The sequence below is a fragment of the Bacterioplanoides sp. SCSIO 12839 genome (genome assembly GCF_024397975.1).
GTDB lineage: Bacteria > Pseudomonadota > Gammaproteobacteria > Pseudomonadales > Oceanobacteraceae > Bacterioplanoides.
Genome location: NZ_CP073745.1, coordinates 1,439,248 through 1,465,259, shown reverse-complemented (window position 1 = coordinate 1,465,259; position 26,012 = coordinate 1,439,248). Strand labels below are relative to the sequence as shown.

The following is a 26,012-nucleotide window of genomic DNA, read 5'->3' as shown; positions in this document are numbered from 1 at the left end:
CAACATGAAAATTTTCCATTACTTAAAATTTTTTCTGTTTCATCTTATTGGCCTTGCGGCTCTGGCATCGCTGTTCGCCGGTGGCGCATGGATCAGTTATGGCTTAATCACGTTACTGTTATTTTATATTGTGGGAGATGCAATCTCCGGCGATGACACCAGCACCCCGGATTTTGCTCATCCAACCATTCTCACCGTACAACTGTGGATGGCTTTGCCATTGTTGAGCCTGATTATGTTTGCTTCCATCTGGAGTGTCAGCGATACCGATGTTTTTGGCATAGGGGCATGGCTAACTCAGATCACCGGTTATGACGTACTTGCCGCACGCGAAAATACTGCCTGGATTCATCACATCTCGGCTTTTGTCACAAGTGGTTTGATGATTGGCTTGATCGGTACCATTACCGCACACGAATTAACGCATCGCACCTGGGACCCAATCTCTATGTTGGTTGGGCGTTGGTTATTGGCTTTCAGCTTCGACACCATTTTTTCGATCGAGCACGTATACGGCCATCATCGTTATGTTTCCACCAAAGAAGATCCGGCAACCGCGCCCCGTGGTCGTAATGTTTATTTTCATATTCTGGTCTCTACCCTCAAAGGTAATATCAGTGCCTGGAACATTGAGAAAAAGCGCCTGAAACGCAAACGCCTGTCTTTATTTGGCTGGCACAATGCTGTGATTCGTGGTCATCTGATGAGCATGTTATTGGTTGCTGCGGCGTATGCCATGGGCGGTTTTGTGGCAATGATGTTTTTTATTGCCTGTATGTTATGGGGCAAATCGCTGCTTGAAATTGTTAATTACATGGAACATTACGGCATGGTGCGCAACCCGGAAACATCGGTTCAGCCACGCCATTCATGGAATACCAACAAACGTATCAGTTCATGGTCGATGTTTAACCTGACCCGCCACTCACACCATCATGCTCAGGGTGAAGTCCCTTATCAGGACCTGAAACCTTACCCGGATGCGCCAATGATGATCAGCGGCTACCTCACCACCATCGTCATCGCCCTGATTCCTCCGCTGTGGCACAAATTAATGACACCCAAAGTGTTAGAGTGGGATTCCAAATACGCAACCACTGAAGAGCTGGAGCTGGTTAAGGAAGCCAACGCAAAAAGCGGCATCAAAGCGTTTCAGCAATCAACCAGTGGCAACCCACTGGCCAAAACTCAGATCGCTTAACTCGCCGCTGACCAGAGGCCGCACAGGCCTCTTTCTTAATCAAAGATCACTGATAGTATTGAATTAGTCTTCAAACAAAAATATCGATAAACTTAAAGTTTCTAACTATCGACACTTAGAAATACGAGAGACATCAATATGCTAACTGACAATTTTTATGTTACAGCAATTTGGGTGCATTTAGGGATGGTACTTTTTACAATTGCCACTGTTGCAATCGTCGATGTGGTCAATGAAAAACAGAAAAAAGCCCAAGCGCTATTCAGTCTAGTAGTTCCTTATCTTGGCCCGATCATAATTTTCTTTTTCACTATCAATAACTCTAATAGCAATTCCAGTAATCAAGTTTACGTTAGAAGTAAAAACCATGATTCGAATACTGATGCGACAGGGTTTCATGCGGGGCACCAGCATAATAATTCATCGGATAATAGTGATTAACTCACTCCTTCCGCAAATCATAATCTGAGCGGGCTTGTTTCACATCATCCAGATGCTGATCGGCCCAGGAAACCAGCCCCCAAGCAGCTTTAGCCAATCCTCGACCCAGCTCCGTTAATTCATATTCCACTTTTACCGGCACCTCTGGATAAACAGTACGCAGTACATATCCATCGCGCTCCAGGTCACGCAGCGTTTGTGTCAGCATTCGCTGTGAAATCCCTTCGATGCGTTTCTTTAACGAATTAAAGCGATCGGCTCCATCAACCAGCGCAAACACAATCAAAACCGACCATTTATCACCAATATGAACCACCACATTGCGGATCGGGCAGTTTTCATCCTGCACAAAAATTCGTTTTTCAGCTGTACTCATCGCAATTTCCTGAACTATTAACCAGTGCCTGACTATCAATCGATTGTTTATTATGAAATAGAGTAACCTGGTATTCAATGATAACCTACATGCCGAGTTGCACACCTCCTGCAATCCAGAGCGCCACAGTATTAGGAAAGAGTGTCACGGTGTTCAGAAAGAGTCCCACAGTGTTCAGAAAATCCCAGGCCTCGTGTTAGCCTGTATCTGAATTATGTTCGGATAGCATCATGCAAGCAGAATTACAGGAAATCGCCCGCTTTCTTCAACAACACCCACCGTTTGAAGAACTCCCCGAAGAAGCACTGCTGTTATTAGCACAACAAGCCGAAATCAGTTATGTCCGGGCCGGACAAGAGATTCTGAATTATGGTGATCCGATTCAGGATCTGTATGTGGTGCGCAGTGGTGCCGTCGAAACGTACCGCCGTAATGGCGAACTCTATAATCGCCTCGACAGTGGTGATGTGTTTGGGCAAATGGCGCTATTGATGAACCGGCGGGTACGTTATCCGGTGAAAGCCATCGAAGACACTCTGCTCTACTGCCTACCGGCGGATTTATTCGACCAGTTTTGTGATGACTTTGATTTTTTCGCCGATTATTTTGAAGCAGAAGGTGGTGATTTATTACGCCGTACTATTTCAAAACAAGCCGATGATAATGATTTAACCACGGTCAAAATTAAATCGCTCATCACCCGTGAAGCTGTGACCATTACCAAGGATATCGATGTACCCGCTATTGCCAAAATAATGAGCGAAGAGCGGGTGTCGTCCATTCTGGTTACCGACCCGGATAAACCCATTGCCACCGACCCTGACGATGACGATGGCCAGGTCGTTGGCATTATCACCGACCGTGACTTGCGGGTTCGGGTGCTGGCCGAAGGTTTACCCTTATCCACCCAGGCGGGCGAAATTATGTCACCGGATATGGTGATGATTGATGACAACGCTTACGTGTTTGAAGCCATGTTGCTGATGCTGCGCCAGAACGTGCACCACCTGCCCATCGTGCATCGCTACAAGCCTATTGGCGTGGTGGCCTTGTCGGATATTGTTCAACACGAGTCACAAAACAGCCTGTTATTCGTGCGTAGTATCTTTTCACAAAACAGCGTTGACGATTTAGCGAAACTCGCGGAACAGTTGCCCAATATTTATGTGCGTATGGTGAATGAAGATGCCAATTCACACATGATTGGTTCTGCTATGGCAGTAATTGGCCGAAGTTTTAAACAACGCTTGTTAGAATTGGCGGAAGAAATTTTTGGCCCTCCTCCGATTCCTTATTGCTTTCTGGCGCTGGGCTCTATGGCACGGGATGAGCAGCTGATTGTAACTGATCAGGACAATGCCATTATCCTTGATAACCGTTATAACGAAGCCGAACATGGCGAATATTTCCACCAGCTTTCTGAATTTGTTTGTGATGGTCTGGCCGCCTGTGGCTACAAATATTGTGACGGTGACATCATGGCCAAAAACCCGGAATGGCGATTAACTCTGAAGCAATGGCAGCAACAGTTTTCAGACTGGATGGAAAACCCTTCCCCTAAAGCATTGCTGCACTCGTCGATCTTTTTTGATTTAGATGGCGTACACGGTAAAGAAAAATGGGCAGACCAGCTCACCGGGTTTATTGCCCGCAAAGCCAGACAATCGCCTAAATTTCTAGCCTATCTGGCGCGTAATTCTCTCAATCGAACACCACCGCTGGGCTTCTTTAAAGGATTTGTGATGGAGCAGGATGGCCGCCATAACAATTCCATTAATTTAAAACGTCGTGGCACCGCCCCGCTGTCGGATGTGATTCGGGTTCACTCACTGGCGGTTGGCTCACGGGCACAAAACTCCTTCGAGCGGTTGGACGATATTATTCGTGCAAACCTGTTACCACCTGGTAAAGGTCGCGATTTAAGTGATGCATTGGAATACATCGCCATGGTTCGTATTCGTCATCAGGCGTTGGATATCGAGCGCGGTGATGAGCCGGATAACAATATTGAACCGGATAATTTATCCACCTTTGAACGTCGTAATTTAAAAGAGGCGTTTCAGGTATTGGATAAAGCTCAGGCATTTTTAAAATTCCGCTATCAATCAGGCCGCCCGCTGGATGTTAAATAAACGATGAATAATCAAGCGAAAAACTGGGCGGAATATTTTGTACAGGCACATGCCAACGCCAGCGATCGTCGTCTGCGCGACTATTATGCCGAAGGCATGGTCAATAATGACTGCCTGCTCAGCCATACTCCCTTTGTGGCACTGGATTTTGAGACCACTGGTTTGAATCCTCAGGAAGACGACATCATCAGTATTGGCCTGGTACCTTTTACTCTGAAACGTATTCAGCTCAGCCAGTCCGCAGAATGGTTAGTCAAACCCAATCAGCCTCTGGAAGAAGAGTCGGTAGTGATTCATGGCATCACACATGATGAAGTTCGCCGGGCACCGGATCTCGATACCATCCTGCAGCCATTATTAACGGCACTGGCTGGTCGTGTAGTGGTAGTGCATCACCGGGCGATCGAGCGTCAGTTTATTCATCATGCGTTGATGCAGCGCATCGAAGAAACACTGGATTTTCCGGTGATCGATACCATGGAAATTGAGCAGCAGGCACTGTTACGCCGCCAGGGGTTGATTGGACGCTTAATGAGACGACCAACAGGCTCTGTACGTTTACACGATTGTCGTCGGCGGTATTCATTGCCTTATTACAAAGCACACCATGCGTTAACCGATGCGATTGCCACCGCTGAATTATTTCAGGCTCAGGCCGCGTATCATTATCGTGATGATGCACGGATTGGTGATGTCTGGTTATAACACAAGCATAAAAAAGCCCGCGTTCTTTTCAGAACACGGGCCGTTATAAAGAATACGACTAACTATTAATCAGCGCTTTTCCGTTCGTAGCCCCATGACCAGGCTCACACACATTAACAGCAGAACAAAGGTAAACGGCAACCCGGTTGAAATAGCGCCGGCTTGTAATGCCTGAATGGCTTCTGTGCCACCAATCCACAATAATGCCGCAGCAATAGCACCTTCAATGGCCGCCCAGAAAATACGTTGAGGCACTGGCGCATCAATTTTTCCACCCGCTGTAATGCTATCAATCACCAGAGAGCCGGAGTCGGAAGACGTAATAAAGAATACCAGCACTAACACAATGGCAATCACGGACAACACGTGGCCCAGCGGCAACTGATCGAACATCTGGAACATCGCCAGAGGCACATCGGTCAACCCTTCTGTCCCCAGCGCTCCGACCTTTGCCATCACCTGCTCAATCGCAATGCCACCAAATACCGACATCCAGATAATGGTCACCGCGGTTGGCACCAATAACACACCGGCTATAAATTCACGGATGGTACGACCTTTGGAAACACGCGCAATAAACATTCCGACAAATGGCGACCAGGAAATCCACCAGGCCCAATAAAATACCGTCCAACCCTGGAACCAGGCTTCGTCTTCACGGCCATGCGGATTACTTAAAGGGATAATATTTTCCAGATACGCGCCAATGGTTACGGGAATATTGGCGATTGCCGGGCCAAATGCCACAACAGCAACAAAAAGCAATAAGCCAACAGCCACCAGCATATTAATATTACTGAGAACTTTCACCCCGCCTTCCAGGCCACGGACTACCGACACGATTGCCAGCAAGGTTACCGCAACAATAACAAGGATCTGAACCGTTACCGTACTTTCGATGCCAAAGACGTGCTGCAGGCCACTGGCTGCTTGCTGAGCGCCTAAGCCCAACGAAGTAGCCAAGCCAAATAGGGTCGCCAACACTGCCAGAATATCAACGATATGCCCGGCCCAACCCCAGGCACGATCACCCAACAGCGGATAAAAAATGGAACGAATGGATAATGGCAGGCCTTTGTTATAAGCAAAAAATGCCAACGATAACGCCACGACGGCATAAATAGCCCATGGGTGCAGTCCCCAGTGATACATGGTTGCTCCCATCGCCATACGGGCGGCTTCCGGGGTATTGGCTTCAACACCTAACGGGGTTTTATACCAGCCAGTCAGGTAGGCAACGGGTTCTGCCACCGCCCAAAACATCAGGCCAATCCCCATGCCTGCGGCAAATAACATCGCCAGCCAGGAAATCATCGAATGCTCAGCACGGGCGGTATCGCCACCTAAGCGAATTTTGCCGAAGGGGGAAAAAAACAGAACCAGACAGAACAACACAAAAATATTGCCCGACCACATAAAAAAAGCATCGAAGCTACCGATAATATCCCACTTGATACCATCCAAAGAGGCCTTTGCTGTCGCGGGTTCTACCAACAAAACCGCCGCCAGAAACAGCAGAATTAACGCTGCACTGGTCCCAAAAACCGGGTTGTGAACATCGAAACCCCACTTCTGAACATTATCTTGCCCAATGGTGTAATCGGTGTTTTCGATGCTGTACTTATCTTCCGGGTGACTCATTGTTACCTCGTTAGTTTGAACTCTAAACAAGCGCAGGATAACAAATTGTTAAGAAGATAATCAAAAAGGCTGCCACGATTGGCAATGTCGCTCAGAGAGTTCTGAGCGACTGAAGAGTAGAGCGGAGATGCTGACAATAATCAGGCTTTCTCAGCGCTTTTCCGTTCGCAAGCCTAAAATCAGACTGACACACATCAGCAGCAAGACAAAGGTGAACGGTAATCCGGTTGAAATAGTACCTGCCTGCAATGCCTGCATCGCTTCGGTACCGCCAATCCATAACAAGGCAGCGGCAATCGCGCCTTCAATGGTGGCCCAGAAAATACGCTGTGGCACAGGCGCATCAATTTTACCGCCCGCCGTAATGCTGTCGATTACCAGCGAGCCAGAGTCAGAAGAAGTAATAAAGAAAATCAGAACCAGAGCAATACCAATCACCGACATAATATTTGCCAGCGGTAACTGCTCAATCATCTGGAAGGTCGTCATAGACGCTTCGGTAATACCGTTCGCACCCAGCGAACCAATATTATTAGCAACCTGATCAATCGCAATGCCACCAAAAACAGCCATCCAGATCGCGGTGATCACGGTTGGAACGATTAATACGCCAGCAATAAATTCTCTCAGCGTACGTCCTTTGGAAACACGGGCGATAAACATACCGACGAATGGTGACCAGGAAACCCACCACGCCCAGTAAAATACCGACCAACCTTGCAGCCAGGCTTCGTCTTCACGACCATGCGGATTGCTCAACGGAATGATATTTTCCAAGTAGGCGCCAAATGTCACCGGGATATTCGCCATAGCAGGACCAAAACCAACCGCCGCTACAAAGAGTAAAAACGCCAGTGCCATTAACATATTGACGTTACTGAGCACCTTCACACCACCTTCAAGGCCACGCACAACGGATACAATGGCCAGCGCCGTGACAAAAACAATCACCAGAACCTGCAGACCAATGCCACCTTCAACACCAAACACATGGTTAATACCACCAGCAGCTTGCTGTGCGCCTAAGCCCAATGACGTTGCCAAACCAAACAGCGTGGCCAATACCGCTAAAATATCCACTAAATGGCCTGCCCAGCCCCAGGTACGGTCGCCCAATAATGGGTAAAAAACTGAACGAATCGATAACGGCAGCCCTTTGTTATACGCAAAAAAGGCCAGAGACAAAGCCACAATCCCGTAAATCGCCCAGGCGTGGAAACCCCAGTGGTACATGGTTGCCGCCATTGCCAGTTCAGCCGCTTCCGGAGTTTTGGCTTCAACACCTAACGGCGTTTCATACCAACCCGTGTAATAAGCTACCGGCTCCGCAGTTCCCCAGAACATCAAGCCAATACCAATACCCGCAGCAAATAACATCGCCACCCAGGATAATAACGAGTGCTCAGTTTCAGCATTTTCACCGCCCAGGCGAATTTTTCCAAAAGGGGAAATAAACAGAGCAATAAAAAACAGCAGCAGAATATTGGCAGACCAGATAAAGAAAGAATCAAAAGTGCCAATAATGTTCCATTTCAGGCCATCCAGTGTGGCTTTAGCGGTTGCGGTATCACTGATCAGTACCGCGAGTAGAAAAATAACAATCAGCGCAGCACTGATACCAAACACGGGGTTATGAACATCAAACCCCCATTTCTGCACATTGTCCTGCCCAATGGTGTAATCCGTATTTTCAATACTGTATTTGTCTTCCGAGTGACTCATTCCTGCCTCTTTTTTATTAGAACTCTAAATACAACTGAGCATAACAAACTTGTATTCACTAAGGCAAAGCAGAAAAAACCTGGGTTCAGGCCTGCACTTAAAGTTAGATCTCAATTTATTTGAGGTCTAATCAATACATTTCCCTACTCCTTCTAACAACAAAACAGATTACCGTACCATCACTGAACTACGGTTTTTTTATCCGATAATCATTCAACATTCCTGAATCACAAAAAAGCCATTGATTTTAAAAATGAGACTTAACCTTCAACTTTTTTAATTTTAAAAATCGCCGCTTGTATCGTCTGAATTCCTCGCGTCTAAATAATAGAGATACCACTCAACAGTGAAGACGCCATGAAAAAGAAACACCATCAAAAACACTTACCAGCAATTATGTTTGCTGCATTTATTTTATCCGCGTGTGGCTCGGGTTCTGACTCTGATTCAGGGCCAGGCTCAGACACCCAGGAAAGCCTGAGCCAACCACAAACCGCACCGGCGATGCAGGTTGTGCCACAACCGAATTATCAAAATCAGGACGGCTCGTTTAATCAGGAAAAATACCGGAACACTCAGCAAGCTTATGTGGTTAACGGCAACCAGAGCCGCTAATAAAAAAGAATAAACAGGTGAAATTGATGAGCAATTTTTATTATTTACCGACCTTACTAGCCGTCTCCATTCAGGCTGCTGCCAGCGTGTCTGTTACGCCTGCATTGGTTGCTAGTGAAATATTTAACCCTAACACCAGCTACAGCCAAACAGGCACTTTGGTTCGTCATGCGCAACAGCAAGCCGATGGCAGCTATTTGGTCGGTGACTTTCGCAATAAGTGGTTTGCCGATGCTGGTAATGTCCCTCAGTTTTATCCGGGAAACTCCCCCTGGGAATTAGTCAGTATTGCGCTACAGGTACAGACTGACCTGTCGACAGCTGAATTATTAAGTGCATCTCTATCAGGGCAATCGGTAGCCTTACCCTGGAATGCCAACGCTGCCTACCCCGGTGGCCACACTGTTAAACTGGAATCACAGTGCTACACCAATAAGTGGTGGACTCAGGAAAAACCCTCGGCCAGCAGCTCAGTGTGGGTTTTACAAAACAGTTGCCCGGAATCTGCGGCCACGTTAGCCGCCCTGGGAACGCCATCGGCTGCTGAAGGGGAAGCAGGTAATGACTCCGGCAACAGCTCCGATAACAGCAACGACTCCGGCGATGGTAGTTCCACCGATGATAATGCCGGGCAACCTAACGATTCAGACTCAAACTCTGGCAACGATTCAGAGAATACAGTACCACCCAATGACAATGGCATTGCACACCCGGACGTACCCGTCTGGGACAGTGCTGCCATCTATACCGAAGGCAACTATGTCCGCCTGAACAACCTTTATTATCAGGCACAATGGTGGACACGAGGTGACCTGCCACCAACAACAGAGCCCACCATCGCGTGGTCGACGCCGTGGAAGTGGTTAGGCGATAAACCCGAGCTGACGATTGCTGATAACTGTCAGGGCAATATTGGCTCCTGCGGCGTGACCGACGGTAGCGATACACCCGATGGCACGGGTTCGGAAACGGATTCAGGCAATACCCCGGTACCCAACGACGGTGACGATCAGGGAGCAACCGATCAAGCAGGCGACAATACCGACCAGAATCCAACGCCAGAAATCCCACCCGTAATTCCGGAAGATTCCGGTGATGATTCGGATGCCGTCGCGACGCCTGCACCAGTCGACTTACCCGCGACGGGTTATGAGTTTTTACGTCAGGTCACCAGCCAGGATTGGGATTGGTTATTCCCGCTACGCTCCGGCAAACGGGTTTCTCCTGAGCCTTGTAGCGCTGGTCAATTCCTCGATTGTGGTGGCGGCGTGCGTAATGATGGCTCTAACGATGCCTTTACGTTAAATGCCTTTGTGAAAGCCGTGTTGGAATACAACCACTGGGCTGCCAGCAATGGTTACAAACAATTCTTAAACGAAGGCACAGCAAAACAGCAGGCAGAAGAATTTGTCGCATTCTGGGCGAAGTCTTCCCGTGAAACGTCGGGCAGCTGGTCAAGTGCTAACGAGCCCTGGATCGTCACCCAACAAATTGGCCAGGAAACCCTGACCATCTGGAAAGGCGGCCTGTATTGGGTTGAAGAAGTGGGCTACAGCACAGACCCAACAACCGGAGCCAGCAGTGCTATTAATTATGTTGACGCGGGTTCGGCATCCTACCCACCGGCACCTGGCCGCTCGTATTATGGCCGCGGTGTGATTCAGCTGTCGTGGAACTACAACTACGGTGCCTTCTCGTACTGGTTGTACGATAACGGCCTGATGAAAGATGTGGTGGTTAACCGTGATGAATTATTAAAGTTCCCAAATCTGGTGGCCAGCAATGGTGAACTCTCCATTTTGTCGGGCATCTGGTTCTGGATGACCCCGCAAGGGGCCAAACCATCCTCCCATGATGTGATGTTTGGTGATGCCTTTAATATTTCAGCGTCCACTCAGGATCAGGGCTTACCACAAAGCAACCAGGCTGGTTTTGTTATTCCAACCGCTGCGGGCGATACGTCGGATGCGGATGTATTTGCCTATCGTTTGGGTACCGTCATCAATATCGTCAACGGCGGACTGGAATGTAATAAAGCCGCCGCCTGGCATGGCGGTCCGGTACAACGGGTAATGTATTACGATGCCTATGCGGCGTACTTTAATCAGCAATACGATCTGGGTATCACCCGTATGCCTGAAGTACGGGCGGACAGCCGTGATCGCTGGACACAAAGCATCTCGGATAACAGCCCAACGCAGCTGCAGAGTGCGACCTGTTATAACCAGAGATCCTACTATGGTTGGTAAAAATAGGTAAGTAGCTAAACAAAAAGCCTTCTCAGATACTTTCTGAGAAGGCTTTTCATATATTCCAGCTAATTAACTCACTCAAATATCAGATAATTTTACTGCGGGTTTTGACAAGTCACCGTCCCAACAATCTGGGGAAAGTACAATGGAACAACCGCCCCACCTGTAAAAAGGGTATGATTAATATCGTCTTCATTCAGGTATTCAAAGTCATACAAACCATCACACAACTCGGCTGCTCTTCGATGCCACATTTTTCTTACTTTCTCTTTTGATGTAACACCGTTGCCAACATAGCTCAGGTTATATTCACCTTCAGCTGTTTTTTCATCCTGGTAGCCACCTGAAAAACCGTAAGGTTTATAAGGGGTGGAGCACGCAGTTAACAGTAAGGTGATGCTTAAGAGTATTGGTTTCTTCTTTAGCCAATTCATTGAATATTGCTCTCAAGACTACCGCTCACATAAAAAAATATGAAGAAAGATACCCCAGCACACCACCAACGATAGCTCTCCAGTTTTTTTTGTAAGAAAAACATACTATTACAGACATAAAAAGTGGAAATATAATAAAAAATGTAAAACTATTTGTTAATTTCAAAACCACCATTGATACTGTAAAAATAATAATAAAAGAAACAAAGATTGAGATATTTTGCTTAATCATGACCATAAATCACTACAGGAATAAGTGCTTCAGCGCTCATTGCTCCGTCAAGCACAGCATTTTCAATTGCGCAATGAGTGCTAATAAGACCTGCACCAGTTAGAACACCAACAACAGTTCTAGTAGCTACTCTGGCACGAAAATAAGCGCTATCATTAGCCTTAATATAATCCTCAACTGCAATCAACACATTTTCTTTACACGAAGAAGATGAAAAGCAGTCAGAGACAATTCCATCAACAACCAACCCTTCGTGCCTGGCCATATTGGCTTGCTCACTACCATATAGCCCTACACTTCTTTATTATTATCAATCCAAATACTCTGTCGTTACGGCAACCAACTTCCAGCGACCATTATCAAAATAGAACTGAGCAAGAATAAAATTAACATCAACATAATGATGATCAACATATATTTCCAATATTCCCTTATCACCGTAACATCTTGATCCTTCGACATTACCAAACCGTTTAATTGCTGCCATAGTTGCAAGAGATCTCCATACAACACCTGCAACATACTTTTTACTTAATATCTCGCTATCATTACCACCATGACCAATATATTTAATGGCAAATATATTATCAACTCCACCTCCTGGAATATCATAACTCAGCTCAACTAATTTTTTGAATTCCACCTCAAGAGAACAATCCCTTGCATTTGCAACATTACAAAGAAGAATTAATAAAAATAACACATACCGCACCAACACACCCTCCCATGATTCATACCAATATAATTATTGACAAAAAACCAATACTGATTTTATAGCAAGCGGCAAGACTCGATAGCATCAGATAAAAAATACCACATAAAACCTTAGATCTTCTGACATTGGCGATAGCACCCAGCTAACCAACCAACTTCAAATAATTTCCACTGCAAAAATCAATCTAAAGCAATTATACAACAATCAAATAAATATTAATCTTTCACATATTTAACAAAACTCATATAAAAACTACCTCCTCAAATAAAATACAAGATTAAACGCCAGTAATGAATTAAAGGCAAACCCACAATAAAAAACATAAGCTGCCTCACTTCCATAATACCCAAAGAGCATATATACGATTAAAAAAAGGTAGCAAAATCCAAAAAAGCTAACGAATACCGGCTTCTTCAACTCATAGCAATTCGCCATCAGAATATACATCGCAAATGGAGATAGAAACAACAATAAAAGCGAATAAAAATCCCAAGAAGGATCAAAAGAAAAAATTACAGTCAACAACAAAAAACACACGTACAAAAACATGTATCCTTTATTCAACTCAATTAAAGCTCTCTTCATAAAACCTTCCTTCCTGAAAACCTTGAGCTACCATTATATCCCCACCTAATTCACAAACAACAGATGGCAAGCATACCTCAATCATGGATACTTTTTACGAAGTTTCTTCTCTGAAAGAATCAGGGGAACATACGCAAAAAGATAAAGCTCAACAATTGATAAAACATACTAACTCCCCGAACACTTCTAGTCAGTATTTTATCCACGGAATGATTAATTGCGTCACTCGTTAACTTCACAGGCATTGACGCAAAAGCATTCACTGCCTCAGCAATAGTATCAGCAGCGTATTGCTGACCACCCAAAGGGGTAGGGTTAAAAATTTTAAGCAACCCTAACATGACAACAATATCAGTTAAAGCACTTAAACCATGAGCCTAACAACCAACATCCATAGATATAGCCTATCAAAACTGACTCGTATTAATATGGCCGCACTATGATGAAAGCTATTTATGGCTATTTATTAAAAACAAAAAAGCCTTCTCAAATATTTTCAGAGAAGGCTTTGGTCATTCACTATTTGTCGTTTATTTCTGCCGTGATAAACGAGCTAATCGCTTACCACAGCAACATTATTCACACACGCGGAAATGGCGACTGGCTTGCGCCAGATCTAATAGTTCCCGCAGTGCCACCGACACCATCGGGAACTCCACCACATCGACATTTTTTAATTCGTTCAACATACGCTGCCAGCGATCCACCAGCACCGATTGTTCTTCTTCCCAAACATCCAGTGCCTTAATCAAATCACCCTCGTGCTGTTGTAATAAACCAAGCACCCCTTCGGTCAGAGCACGTTGTTGCCAGTCGAGGTCGTCACGCAGACTTTCACGCGCTAACCCTTCCCAGTGTGACGGTGACGGTAAGGCATTAATTTGCTGCATAAACCAGTTCAGTGATAAGTGTTCGCCAATCACAAAATAGGTTTCTGCGACTTCTGGTAACGGCGAACAACTTTGTTCGGCCACTTCGATAATCCCGAGGCTGGAATACAGGTTTGCAGTTCCTGCGGTCACAGCTGCCAGCGCTTCCGGCACACCAGCATCAACTCGCTGTTGATACAACTCCTGCCAGCGTGACAATTCTGAGCCTTTTAACGTATCTCCCAGCGAAGCCATCATGGATTGCACCGGTTCACGGAAACGTTCGACCTCTTCGGCAATATCAACACTGACGCGACGATTACGCAGGAACCAGCGAGTAGCACGACGTACCAGACGCATCAGGTCTGACATCATGTCTTCCTGAACCTGGGTATCAATCTGATAATCCAGTGCTGAAATCTGCTGCCAGTAATCCGGTAACGCAAAAATATCACGGGCTGTCAGATACGCTCTGGCAATATCACTGATGCTGGCACCGGTCGAATCGTGCAGGCGATTAACAAAGGTGATACCCATGTAATTCACCATATCGTTTGCCAGTTGAGTGGCAATGATTTCACTGCTTAAGCGGTGATTCGACATCGGCTCGCCAAATTGTTCAGACAACTGCTGTGGGAAAGCTGTCTTCAGAATATCCGAGATATAACTGTCTGAGCTGATATCCGGGTGATTCAGTAATTCTTTTAAATCCGCTTTCGTGTAAGAAATTAAAACGGATAATTCCGGACGGGTTAAACCATATGATGAGGCTCGGCGTTCTGCCAGGATTTCCTCGTCAGGTAAGAATTCCAGCGCACGATTCAGCTTACCTTTATTTTCATAGTCACGCATCAGGCGCACGTACTCATCCAGACGCAGCTGGCAATCACGATACGCCAGTGCAATCGCCTGGGTTTGACGATAATTATTCATCAATACCAGGTCAGCCACCTGATCGGTCATTTCCATAAAGGTCTGATTACGCTGCTTACGGGTGAGATCTCCAGCATCGAGAATCTCGTTCAGCATAATCTTGATATTCACTTCGTGGTCAGAGCAATCAACACCGGCCGCGTTATCAATAAAGTCGGTGTAAGATGCGCCACCATTTAAGCCATATTCAATCCGGGCTAATTGAGTAACACCTAAGTTACCACCTTCACCAATCACCTTGGCACGGACTTCACGAGCATCGATACGCAGCGCGTCGTTGGCTTTATCACCCACATCCGCATGGGTTTCGCTGCTGGCTTTGATGTAAGTACCAATGCCGCCATTCCAGATCAGATCCACCGGTGCTTTTAATAACGCACTGATTAAATCATTTGGCGCCATACGGTCTTCGGTGATACCAAAGGTTTGTTTCATTTCTAATGAGATTGGAATGCTCTTAGCAGCACGCGAAAAAATACCGCCGCCTTTGGAAATCAGTTTTTTATCGTAGTCATCCCAGGTGGAACGTGGCAGCTCAAACAAACGTTGACGCTCAACAAAGCTGGAAGCGGAATCCGGTGATGGGTCAATAAAAATATGCATGTGGTTAAAGGCCGCAACCAGGCAAATATGTTCTGATAACAACATACCGTTGCCGAATACGTCACCGGCCATATCACCAATGCCGACCACACTGAAATCCTGTTCCTGAACATTGTGTCCTTGCTCGCGGAAGTGGCGCTGCACCGATACCCAGGCCCCCCGTGCGGTAATGCCCATTTTTTTATGGTCATAACCAATCGAACCACCGGAGGCAAAACCATCGCCCATCCAGAAGCCACGATTCACCGCAATTTCATTGGCAATATCAGAGAAAGTTGCCGTGCCTTTATCAGCCGCGACCACTAGATATGGATCGTCCTCATCATGACGAACCACGGCTTTAGGCGGCACAATCGCACCTTCCACCAGGTTATCAGTCACGTCGAGTAAGGCGCTGATAAAGGTTTGATAACAGGCAATACCTTCCGCCATAAAGGCATCACGCCCGCCCTCTTTTGGCAGTTGTTTGGCAACAAAACCACCCTTTGCCCCAACCGGCACAATGACCGCATTTTTCACCTGCTGTGCTTTGACCAGCCCCAGCACTTCGGTACGGAAATCTTCAGTACGGTCAGACCAACGCAAACCACCCCGGGCAACCTTACCGCCGCGTAAATGCACACCTTCAATACGAGGTGAATAAACAAAGATTTCAAACACCGGGCGCGGCAGTGGCATGTCACTGATTGCCGCCGGATTAATCTTGAACGAAATATAATCTTTGTTATTACCGTCTTCATCCGGCTGGAAGAAGTTAGTACGCAGGGTCGCATTAATAAGTTCAATATAACGACGAATGGTGCGGTCTTCGTTCAGCTGATCAACACCGTCCAGTGCTTCGATTAATTTTTGCTCACACTGCTCCACCTGAGCCTGACGGACTTCTTCTTTAACCTCTTCCAGGCCAAAGCGCTGATGGAATAAGTCCACCAGCCCGGCGCTGATTGGGATATAACGTCCTAAGGTTTCGGCAATATAAGCTTCGGAAATACCAAAACGAATTTGTTTCATATAGCGGGCATAGCCGCGTAATAAAGCAATATCACGCCAGCCCAATTGAGCGCCGAGCACCAGGCGGTTAAAGCTGTCATTTTCTGCACGCCCCTGCCAGATAGCCCGGAACGATTCCTGGAACAGGCATTTCACTTGCGAAATATTGATACTATCGGCTAAGTCGTATTTCAGCAGGAAATTGTGAATCCAGATTTTTTTACCATCGGCCAGGTGAATCTCATAAGGGTGTTCACCCAACACCCGTAATCCCAGGTTTTCCAGAATCGGAATCACATCGGATAACGGCAAAATGGTATCGCGGTTAAATAACTTAAAACGCAGTTGATCCGGTGCTTCTTCCAGCTCACGATAAAAACTCATCGCCAGCTCACCTGGCTCACGATCCAGCAAGGTTTCCATGTGCTGAACATCGGTTACCGCGGTACGCGCTGAAAAGCTCTCACGATAACCGGCCGGGAACGCATCACGATAACGATGGAACTGGATATTGCCTTTTTCTTCACCAACCTGTTCGGTTAATGCCAGATGCAGGTCATCCTGCCAGGAACGCACGACCTGAGTAATTTTCCGGGCAATCAGGTCAGCATTAAAGTCAACATTTTCTTCCGGATTCAGGCGCAACATAAAGTGAGTGCGAGCCAGAATGGATTCGGAAAAATACGTATTAAATTCCACATCCAGTGGGTTAAATTCAGATTCCAGTACCTGTTGAATTTTTTCCCGTAGCTCGGTGTTGTAAATATCCCGGGGAACATACGTCATGCAAGATAAAAACTTGCTGTATTTATCTTTTCGCAGGAACACCCGGCTTTGGCGACGCTCCTGAATATTCAGAATGGCAACTGCCGTTTCACTCAGCTCTTTGGCACTGGACTGAAACAGTTCATCCCGCGGATACACTTCAAGAATACGGTTTAATTCTTTTGCGCTGTGGCTATTTCCGGCAAAACCCGCCAGCTCTCGCACCGCTTGCAGCTTGTCGTTAATAATCGGAATATTGTTCGGTGTTTCGATGTAGACGATGGAGGTGTATAAACCAACAAAGCGCATCGCACCAATCAATTCACCGTTGTCGTTATATTGCTTGATCACCACATAATCCGGGTATGCCGGGCGGTGCACCCGGCTGCGGGTTCCGGACTTCAGAAACGAAATCAGGCTTTTTTGTTCAATAAAGTGTTGGGTGTTGGCATCCAGCTCCCGTACCGCTGACTTAGCCTGGTCATTATTGCGGAAGCGAAAAGTACCTAAATCGGCTGATAATTCACGCTGCACTTCGGCACCTTGTGCCGAGTGTTTCACCGCAAATTCGTCATACGCCAAAAAGGTGTAGTGATTGTCTTTGAGCCACTCCAGGAATGCCTTAGCCTGTTTACGCTCTGCGGCCGGGAATTGTTTACTGTTTTCCACCAGCTTCAGTGCATCATCGGCCTTACTGAGAATGGCGTCATAATCTTCAACACAATGCTGTACTTCGGCCAATACCGACAATAATTCCTGTGTCAGACTGTCCAACGTTTGTGGATCAGAGTGATGATCGATTTCGATGTAGATAATCGCTTCGGCGGTGGTTTTGTCACTCGCATGTTGCCAGCGACTGCCATCAGCACTGGCTTTGGTCTGCAGCTTATGAGATTTATTGCGTTGCAAATGCATAGCGCAATAATGAATGGCGTGCAGCGACATCTGGCGCTGGTTCAGCTCCATTCGTACTGAGTCCACCAAAAACGGCATATCTTCACAGACAATTTCAATCACGGTATGTAACGACTGCCAGCCATGATTTTCGTAATCCGGATTAAAGACCCTGACCTTGGCTTCACCAGGCTTACGCGATTGAATCAGATGCCAGCACGATAATGTCGAACCGTATAAGTCTTCAACTGAACGAGCCAACAGCTCTTCCATGGGGGCTGCAGAATAATAAAGACTGGAGAAGTCTTTCAGCAGTTCGGCCTGCTGTTCGTCATTACGTTCGTCAATCAGTTGGTGCAAAGCGGTTAACATGGAGCATTCCTTGTAACAAACACAGTTAACCTAAGCGTAGCAGTTAGTTACAAAAGATCCTTATTATCCTTAAGCTAAATAATATCCACCAAGCGAAACACTCTTTACACTCCCTGACAGCATTCGACGAAACTTGTGCTGATCGGCCCGACAGAGACATTGACCCTTCGTTGAGATCCAATAAAATCGTAACTAAAACAAGGCTCTAGGAATTGCTGGACATGACACAACAAGAGTTTCCAGAACAACAAGGATTTGCACAACTCAAGCAATCGCTGCAACAGCAAATCATCGGACAACCCCATTTAGTCGAGCGCTTATTAATCAGTTTGCTGGCCGATGGCCATCTGTTAGTGGAAGGCGCACCGGGCTTGGCAAAAACCAAAGCCATTAATGCACTGGCTGAACGTCTGGAAGGCGATTTCAAACGGGTGCAGTTCACTCCGGACTTATTGCCCGGCGATATCACCGGTACCGAGGTGTACCGCCCGGAGCAACAATCGTTTGATTTTCAGGCTGGTCCTATTTTCCATAACCTGATTCTGGCCGACGAAATTAACCGGGCTCCGGCTAAAGTCCAGAGCGCCTTACTGGAAGCCATGGCAGAACGTCAGGTCACCGTCGGGGGCGTTACCCGCGCTCTGCCCGAGCTGTTTCTGGTAATGGCCACACAAAACCCGATTGAACAGGAAGGCACCTATCCACTGCCGGAAGCTCAGCTGGATCGTTTCCTGATGCACGTCAGCATTGATTATCCGGATGCCGAGGCAGAACAACAGATTCTACGCCTGGCACGAGGCGAAGCCTTACATCAGGACAACCACATCGATGTGACACTCAGCCAGCAGGATATTTTTGCCGCACGCCAGCAGGCATTGGCATTACACATGAGCGAGCCAGTTGAACAATATATCGTTCAGTTAATTATGGCGACGCGCAAACCTCAGGATTACGGTGACGACCTGGCCAGCTGGATTGAATTTGGCGCCAGCCCGCGAGGCACCATTGCACTTGATCGTTGTGCCCGCGCACACGCTTGGTTACAAGGCCGTGACTTTGTCAGCCCGGATGATGTTCAGGCGGTATTACATGATGTGTTACGTCATCGTTTGTTATTAAGCTTTGAAGCGGAAGCCAGTGGCATGACGGCCAATAAAGTGATCAACGAATTAATCCAGCGAGTGGCTGTAGGCTGATCATGCTCACCGAACGTTTTTCCAGCGGCGTTGATATTTTGCCCTCCAATCTGGTTGGCCTGAGAGAGTTAGCCAGCCAGATTCCACTGCGCAAGCAGAAACGTATTTTAAATGATCTGGCCGGCACCCATACCTCAGGAATTCGGGGCCGCGGTCTCGACTTTGCCGAAGTGCGCCAGTACCAGGCAGGAGATGATATCCGCGCGATGGATTGGCGGGTCACCGCACGCACCGGAGAAGCGCATATAAAACTGTTCCGGGAAGAGCGAGAGCGCCCGGTGATGATTGTCTGTGACCTCAGAGCAAATATGCAGTTTGGCACCCGTCGTACCTTAAAAAGTGTGCTGGCTGCCGACCTGAGCGCCCTGCTCAGCTGGGCAGCACTGAACAATGGTGATCGCATCGGTGGTCTGGTGTTTGATGATCAGCAGGAAATTGATTTACGTCCGAAAACTGGCCGCAAGCAGGTATTACAGCTGCTGCATAATCTGGCCGACCTACCTTCGTCGTTGACGTCCAATTCTCATACAAAACCTGAAGCTACAGCATCGCCTGAAACTGCCTCATCGCCTGCACAACGGATGCAGCAGATTTGTCGTCATTTACGACGCGTGGTTCGCCCCGGCAGCGCTATCTTTTTTATCAGTGATTGGCATGGCTTTGATGATCATTGTGAGCAGCAATTATTTAATGTCAGTCGCCACAGTGAACTGACCGCCATTCATTTATCCGATCCGATGGAAGCCGAACTGCCACCAGCGGGTTTATATAACCTCACTGACGGCACGAACAAACTGATGCTGGATACGCACTCTCAACAGGCGCGCCAACAACATCGACAACTCTTTGCCCAGCAACAACAACAGCTGGCGCAACATATGTCACGCCTGAAGGTTCCTTTGATTTCACTCTCTACCAATGATGAGCCCCTGAATAAATTGCGGCAGGGATTAGGCATAGGACGAGCAGGATGAATCCAACAGCATTACCTTCAGCTGCGCCTCAACACCAGGCCCAAGCCCAGTCACTGCCATTAAAAGAGCTGCACTTACCAGAAGCCATTCACTGGTGGCCTCTGGCACCCGGATGGTGGCTGTTGATTGTCCTGGTTATTGGACTATCCGTCTTATTCGGTTGGCTGTTGTATCGGCGTTATCAATCCAACCGTGATAAACGAGCCGCCAAGCGCGCTTTGCAACAGAGCTATCAGGCATGGCAACAGCACCAAAATAATCAGTTATTTTTGCAACAAGCCAATCAGATTCTGAAGCGCCTGTGCCGTTCACGCCTGCCGCAAGGTTTGTCGCTCAGTGGAGATGCCTGGGTGGATTTTCTTAATCAGTCAGCCACCACCACACCGTTTACCGGCAATAATGCCCAAGCATTAAGCCAGGGCTTATATTGCCCGGCGGAACAGCTCGCTGAACTGCAACCCGATGCCTTTCTAGCGGCTTGTAACAACTGGCTGAAACACCTCAACCGCCACAAGGAAACTGTGTAATGGAATTAACCTGGCACTGGCCCTGGGCGTTTTTATTCATTCCGCTGCCCTGGATTATTCGTGCGTTTATCCCGGCAGCCAAAACCCAGCAAGCCGCGCTACGCGTGCCATCGTTATCAGGTTGGAGCCGCGATCAACATCAGCAAACCCAATCCCTCGACAGCCAGCGTGGCCAATGGCTATTGCCTCTGGCCATCTGGCTCTGTGTACTCACCGCATTGGCCCGACCTTATCAATCCGGAGACGTTGTGCAAATGCCCATCAGCGGTCGTGACCTGATGCTGGCCGTGGATATTTCACAAAGCATGGAAGCGGAAGACATGAGCTGGAATAACCGGCCGGTTAATCGCTTATTTGTGGTGAAACAGGTGCTGAATGATTTTATTCAACAACGCCAGGGTGACCGGCTGGGGCTGTTGTTATTTGGTTCTAATGCCTATTTGCAGGCACCACTGACGTTTGATACGGCGACGGTGAACCAATTTATGACGGAAGCACAAATTGGTCTTGCCGGTAAAAAGACAGCCATTGGTGACGCCATTGGCCTGACCATCAAACGTTTACAGAATAATCCCGAAAACAGCCGGGTGATGATTTTATTAACCGACGGTGCTAACACCGCCGGCGAAGTTGAGCCGTTAAAAGCCGCTGAATTAGCCGCTCAGAACAGCGTGAAAATTTACACCATTGGCCTGGGCGCGGATGTTATGGAAGTGCCGAGTTTCTTTGGCACCCGTCGCATTAATCCGTCCCGTGACCTCGATGAAACAGCCTTACGCCAAATTGCTCAGCAAACCGACGGTGCGTTTTTCCGTGCCCGAAACAGTGAAGAGTTGCAGCAAATTTATCAGTTTATCGATGAATTAGAACCAACCGAAAAAGACCCACAAATATATCGTCCCCAACAAAATTTGTATCACTGGCCATTATTAACGGCATTTATTCTGAGCTTGTTGCTGACACTAAAACAGCTGTCTGTTTTTCAGCGTCTGATGCCTCCTTCCAATAACTCAAATAATGAGAGCAACAATGCCGGAGGATCGCAATGATGGAGTGGATTCAGCAGTTTCATTTTCTCCGCCCGTTATGGTTATTAGCCCTGCTCCCGGCTTTGCTGTTTTTTATCCTGTTACTGAAACGCCAGCTCGGTGCCGGACAATGGCACAAAGCGGTGGACGCTCACCTGCTGCCGCACCTGCTGGATAATAGCCTGCAACGCAATAATCACAGCGGTACCTGGTTGATATTATTCGCCTGGTTAATCACCACACTGGCACTGGCTGGCCCAAGCTGGCAAAAACTTCCGGCACCAGTACAAAAAAATCAGGATGCACTGGTTATTTTATTGGATATGTCACTGTCTATGGCGGCGCAAGACGTAACACCCGATCGCGCCACCCGGGCTATTCAGAAAATTACCGATATTATTCGTGCGCGTCAGGATGGTCTGACGGCATTAATCAGTTATTCCGGTGAAGCTCATACCGTTACACCACTCACCGATGACCGCGATACCATTCAGAACCTGCTGCCGTCACTGTCACCGTTTATTATGCCTAAGCCAGGCAGTCGCCCGGACAAAGCCATTGCTCTGGCACAGCAGCTGGTCAGTGATACGGGCATTAATCACGCCCAATTATTGTTAATTACCGATGGCATACAGCATAAAGATATCCGCCGCATTAAAACGGTATTGGACCCACAACGCTTCCGACTATCGGTATTAGCGGTAGGTACCGCCGAAGGAGCCCCGGTTGCGGTCCCTAACAGTGGATTTTTACGCGATGGCAGCGGCAATATTGTTTTGCCACAGTTAGATTTAAAACCCATACGCGAATTATCACAGCAGTTGTCGACACCCTGGCAAGCGCTGCGCTTCGACGATAGCGATTGGCAAAGCCTGCTCACTAACGACGTGCAGCTTGAACAACAATTATCGTCGCAACAAACGCAATTTGATCAATGGCATGACCAGGGTTATTGGTTAATTTTTCTGCTGTTACCCATCACCTTAATGTTATTCCGGCGCGGCGTATTATTTATGCCGCCGGCGACATTACTACTGACCTTATTCATTATTATGCCGCTGTTACAGCCACAATCCGCGTTGGCTGACGACCAAAGCAGTCCATCGCTGTGGGATAACTTATGGCAAACACCAAATCAGCAAGGTGCAAAATTATTGGAATCCAACCCAGCTGAAGCTGCCTCTCGATTTGAACATCCGGATTGGCAAGGGGTTGCTGCTTATCGTGCCGGTGATTACCAGCAATCACTCGACGCTTTCGCCAATAATCAAACCGCGACAGGTCGTTACAACTATGGCAATGCACTGGCGCAGAACGGTCAGTATCAGGAAGCACTGGCGGCCTACGATGAAGCATTGCAACAAAACCCTGATTTTGCCGATGCTCGCGAGAATCGTGCGATTGTTGAGCAAGCACTGAAGCAGCAGCAACAAGAGCAGCAACAGAACCAACAAAGTTCAAACCAGCAACAAGATTCAGAACAACAACAAAAACAGGATCAACAGCAGCAAGGTTCAGATCAGCAACAGAGTTCTGAACAACAAAACTCTAACCAACAAAACTCAGAACAACAGAAGCCGGGTCAACAGAAACCGGCTAAACAGAAAAACGCTTCCGAACAAAACCAATCTAGTCAGGAAGATGATTCTTTTGCAGAACAAAAAGCAAGGGAGAACGCCGAGCAAAAAGCGAAAGAAAGCGCCGAGCAGAAAGCAAAGGAAAACTCCGAGCAAGAGTCAAAAGCGAACATAGAACAAGAAGCCAAAGAAAATGCTGTGCAGGAAAATCAGGCTCAACAACCTCAACCCCAAACCGAAACCCAAACAGACCTGAGCCGTGAAGAACAAGCCGCGATGCAGCAATGGCTCAATCGAATTCCCGATGAACCCGGCAATTTATTACAGCGAAAATTTCTTTATCAGTATCGCCAACAAGCCGGAGACAATGAACAACAGGAGGATGTTTTATGGTAACGCCTGTCAAACGAATACATAACCTGCCCATTCAATGGTGGCTGACTTTACTCTTCGGTTTGTTAATTGCCAATATCAGTATGGCAGCCGATCTGACGGCCAGTGTTGATCGTAAAGTGGTTGGTGAAAACGACACCTTCACCTTACTGCTGCGTTATAACGAACAGGTCAGTTTCCGTAGCCCGGATCTGTCACCACTGGAAAAAGATTTTCGGGTATTAAATAAAAAACAATCGACCCAGTTTCGTTCCATCAACGGCAACTCAGAATATTTCACCGACTGGGCCATTGTGCTGTCTCCTCAAAAAACCGGAAAAATCACCATACCCGCCATCCGTTTTAACGGTGCCAGCACACAACCCATTGTGATCGATGTTCAGCCTGTATCGGCTTCCGTAAAAGAAAAACTCGCCAAGGAATTTTTCTTTGATATCAGCATCAGCGAAGGCCCTGTTTATGTGCAGGGGCAAATCCTCTATACCGAAAAGTTTTATTACACCACATCGCCAGAAGGTGCTTCTCTGTCTGATTTTAAAGTCACTGACGCCCGGGTACAGCAACTTGGCGAAGTTCGCTCTTATCAGACCATTATTGAAGGCCAGCGTTTTGGTGTATTTGAACGCCAGTTTGCTGTCTTCCCAGAGGAAAGTGGCACATTGGTGATTCCCGGGCAACGCTTCAGTGGGCGTATCAGCAACCCTTATGACCGCTGGAGCCGCGGCCAACCGCTCAGTGTGGTCAGCAAACCGATTGAAATTAATGTGCTCCCTATCCCCGCGGAATATCCACAATCTCCCTGGTTGCCGAGCACTAAGGTGAGCATCCGTGAGTCCTTTTCAGATAACAACCAGAACTGGACGGTGGGTGAACCCATTACCCGCAGCATTATTCTCAAAGCACAGGGCTTAAGCGGAAGTCAGTTACCGGCAATTGCCCTGCCTGTGGTTGATAAGTTGCGTTATTACCCAGACCAGTCCAATCATTCAGAAACGGTCAATGAAGCTGGTATTAATGGTGAACTGGAACAATCGATGGCAGTAGTGCCAACCGCTGCAGGCCGACTGGTTCTGCCTGAAATTCGGGTTCCCTGGTGGAATACCCGGCTGCAAAAAACAGAATATGCCGTACTGCCATCTCGAACTATCGAGGTTCAGGCCGCCACACAAACGGCTGATTCAGCTGCCATTGGCTCAACCGCAACGGATACAGCAGCAAGCAACCCTGGCCACACACAGCAGCAATCATCCTCCTCACTTACCCTTTCTCACAACGGGCAAGGTATCTGGGTCATTGTTTCGGCCTTATTACTCATCACCAACCTGCTCAGTGTTTTCTGGCTGTGGCGTGTTTATCACCGCAATCCGGCAAAGCCGACCCAGAAGCCTGATTCGCACCTCCGTGAAAAAGACAGCTGGAAGGCTTTCCAGCAGGCTTGCCGGGCAAACAATGCCAACACCATCAGAACCAGCCTGATAGCCTGGGCCAAACTGCGTTACCCGGATAATCACATCAACCAACTGACTCAACTTAAGCAATTAAGCAACGAACCCAAATTGCATGCCGCACTCGATGAACTGAACGCACATTTGTACGCAGCAGATACCAGCAGCGCGTTTAATGGTGGAAACTTACTTGCGTTGGTAAAAAATATGGAAAGTCAGCAGAAAAACAATCGTGGCTCTTCTGAGTTAAAGCCGCTTTATGGCACTTAACAAGCCGAGACAATCACCAACAAAGAGTGCTTTTAGGTACTTTAGATATTAAAAAAATATAATATATAACTTCTTAATCTTGGGACCACGCCAAACCTCAGCTACGGGTCAATATTCAGTACTTT

At 47.4% G+C, this 26,012-nt stretch carries 19 protein-coding genes; 12 read left to right on the top strand and 7 right to left on the bottom strand.

The window, feature by feature from the left end:
* Positions 1 to 4 precede the first annotated feature (4 nt).
* Together KFF03_RS06815 and KFF03_RS06810 are read left to right on the top strand one after the other, a co-directional pair.
* Entirely contained in the window at positions 5 to 1,201 is a 1,197-nt protein-coding gene (locus tag KFF03_RS06815; RefSeq protein ID WP_255860085.1) for an alkane 1-monooxygenase, read from the top strand.
* A 138-nt stretch (positions 1,202 to 1,339) separates the two neighbouring features.
* Positions 1,340 to 1,642, top strand: coding sequence for a hypothetical protein (locus KFF03_RS06810; protein ID WP_255860083.1), 303 nt, complete (start codon positions 1,340 to 1,342; stop codon positions 1,640 to 1,642).
* A 1-nt stretch (position 1,643) separates the two neighbouring features.
* Here KFF03_RS06810 and KFF03_RS06805 read toward each other — a convergent pair whose 3' ends face one another.
* Positions 1,644 to 2,018 (bottom strand): helix-turn-helix domain-containing protein, encoded by a 375-nt coding sequence (locus tag KFF03_RS06805; RefSeq protein WP_255860081.1) that lies wholly within the window; start codon positions 2,016 to 2,018, stop codon positions 1,644 to 1,646.
* A gap of 230 nt (positions 2,019 to 2,248) precedes the next feature.
* On the opposite strand from KFF03_RS06805, the gene KFF03_RS06800 reads away from it, so the two are divergent.
* Both KFF03_RS06800 and KFF03_RS06795 read left to right on the top strand, forming a co-directional pair.
* Entirely contained in the window at positions 2,249 to 4,150 is a 1,902-nt protein-coding gene (locus KFF03_RS06800) for a DUF294 nucleotidyltransferase-like domain-containing protein (protein ID WP_255860079.1), read from the top strand.
* A gap of 3 nt (positions 4,151 to 4,153) precedes the next feature.
* Positions 4,154 to 4,855: a 3'-5' exonuclease gene (locus tag KFF03_RS06795; RefSeq protein ID WP_255860070.1), complete on the top strand. Its 702-nt coding sequence runs from the start codon at positions 4,154 to 4,156 to the stop codon at positions 4,853 to 4,855.
* Positions 4,856 to 4,924: 69 nt separating this feature from the next.
* On the opposite strand, the gene KFF03_RS06790 is transcribed toward KFF03_RS06795, so the two are convergent.
* Entirely contained in the window at positions 4,925 to 6,496 is a 1,572-nt protein-coding gene (locus tag KFF03_RS06790; RefSeq protein ID WP_255860068.1) for a BCCT family transporter, read from the bottom strand.
* A gap of 150 nt (positions 6,497 to 6,646) precedes the next feature.
* Positions 6,647 to 8,218 carry a BCCT family transporter gene (locus tag KFF03_RS06785; RefSeq protein WP_255860052.1) on the bottom strand — a complete coding sequence of 524 codons (1,572 nt, stop codon included), beginning with the start codon at positions 8,216 to 8,218 and terminating at the stop codon, positions 6,647 to 6,649.
* A gap of 357 nt (positions 8,219 to 8,575) precedes the next feature.
* On the opposite strand from KFF03_RS06785, the gene KFF03_RS06780 reads away from it, so the two are divergent.
* Entirely contained in the window at positions 8,576 to 8,833 is a 258-nt protein-coding gene (locus KFF03_RS06780) for a hypothetical protein (protein WP_255860043.1), read from the top strand.
* Positions 8,834 to 8,859: 26 nt separating this feature from the next.
* Positions 8,860 to 11,082, top strand: coding sequence for a glycoside hydrolase family 19 protein (locus tag KFF03_RS06775; RefSeq protein ID WP_255860034.1), 2,223 nt, complete (start codon positions 8,860 to 8,862; stop codon positions 11,080 to 11,082).
* Positions 11,083 to 11,180: 98 nt separating this feature from the next.
* On the opposite strand, the gene KFF03_RS06770 is transcribed toward KFF03_RS06775, so the two are convergent.
* From KFF03_RS06770 to KFF03_RS06755, 4 genes are all read right to left on the bottom strand, one after another.
* Complete coding sequence (locus KFF03_RS06770; RefSeq protein ID WP_255860032.1) at positions 11,181 to 11,519, bottom strand: hypothetical protein; 339 nt, start codon at positions 11,517 to 11,519, stop codon at positions 11,181 to 11,183.
* A 224-nt stretch (positions 11,520 to 11,743) separates the two neighbouring features.
* On the bottom strand, positions 11,744 to 12,016 hold the full coding sequence (locus KFF03_RS06765; RefSeq protein ID WP_255860023.1) for a hypothetical protein: 273 nt from the start codon (positions 12,014 to 12,016) through the stop codon (positions 11,744 to 11,746).
* Between the two features lie 45 nt (positions 12,017 to 12,061).
* Positions 12,062 to 12,454, bottom strand: coding sequence for a hypothetical protein (locus KFF03_RS06760; RefSeq protein WP_255860021.1), 393 nt, complete (start codon positions 12,452 to 12,454; stop codon positions 12,062 to 12,064).
* A 1,172-nt stretch (positions 12,455 to 13,626) separates the two neighbouring features.
* Entirely contained in the window at positions 13,627 to 18,477 is a 4,851-nt protein-coding gene (locus KFF03_RS06755; RefSeq protein ID WP_255860019.1) for an NAD-glutamate dehydrogenase, read from the bottom strand.
* A 221-nt stretch (positions 18,478 to 18,698) separates the two neighbouring features.
* Between KFF03_RS06755 and KFF03_RS06750 the strand changes: the two genes are divergently transcribed.
* The 6 genes from KFF03_RS06750 to KFF03_RS06725 are packed head-to-tail and all read left to right on the top strand — an operon-like array spanning position 18,699 to position 25,887.
* A complete protein-coding gene (locus tag KFF03_RS06750; RefSeq protein ID WP_255860017.1) occupies positions 18,699 to 19,673 on the top strand; it encodes a MoxR family ATPase in 975 nt (324 codons plus the stop codon).
* Between the two features lie 2 nt (positions 19,674 to 19,675).
* Positions 19,676 to 20,647, top strand: coding sequence for a DUF58 domain-containing protein (locus KFF03_RS06745; protein ID WP_255860015.1), 972 nt, complete (start codon positions 19,676 to 19,678; stop codon positions 20,645 to 20,647).
* Positions 20,644 to 21,174 carry a DUF4381 domain-containing protein gene (locus KFF03_RS06740; RefSeq protein WP_255860013.1) on the top strand — a complete coding sequence of 177 codons (531 nt, stop codon included), beginning with the start codon at positions 20,644 to 20,646 and terminating at the stop codon, positions 21,172 to 21,174. The genes KFF03_RS06745 and KFF03_RS06740 overlap by 4 nt, the downstream gene beginning before the upstream one ends.
* The gene (locus tag KFF03_RS06735; protein WP_255860011.1) at positions 21,174 to 22,223 is read left to right on the top strand and encodes a VWA domain-containing protein; all 1,050 of its coding nucleotides are present in this window, start codon (positions 21,174 to 21,176) and stop codon (positions 22,221 to 22,223) included. The genes KFF03_RS06740 and KFF03_RS06735 overlap by 1 nt, the downstream gene beginning before the upstream one ends.
* Positions 22,220 to 24,175, top strand: coding sequence for a VWA domain-containing protein (locus KFF03_RS06730; protein WP_255860009.1), 1,956 nt, complete (start codon positions 22,220 to 22,222; stop codon positions 24,173 to 24,175). The genes KFF03_RS06735 and KFF03_RS06730 overlap by 4 nt, the downstream gene beginning before the upstream one ends.
* Positions 24,169 to 25,887 (top strand): BatD family protein, encoded by a 1,719-nt coding sequence (locus KFF03_RS06725; protein WP_255860007.1) that lies wholly within the window; start codon positions 24,169 to 24,171, stop codon positions 25,885 to 25,887. Before KFF03_RS06730 ends, KFF03_RS06725 begins: the two co-directional genes overlap by 7 nt.
* Positions 25,888 to 26,012: the final 125 nt, after the last annotated feature.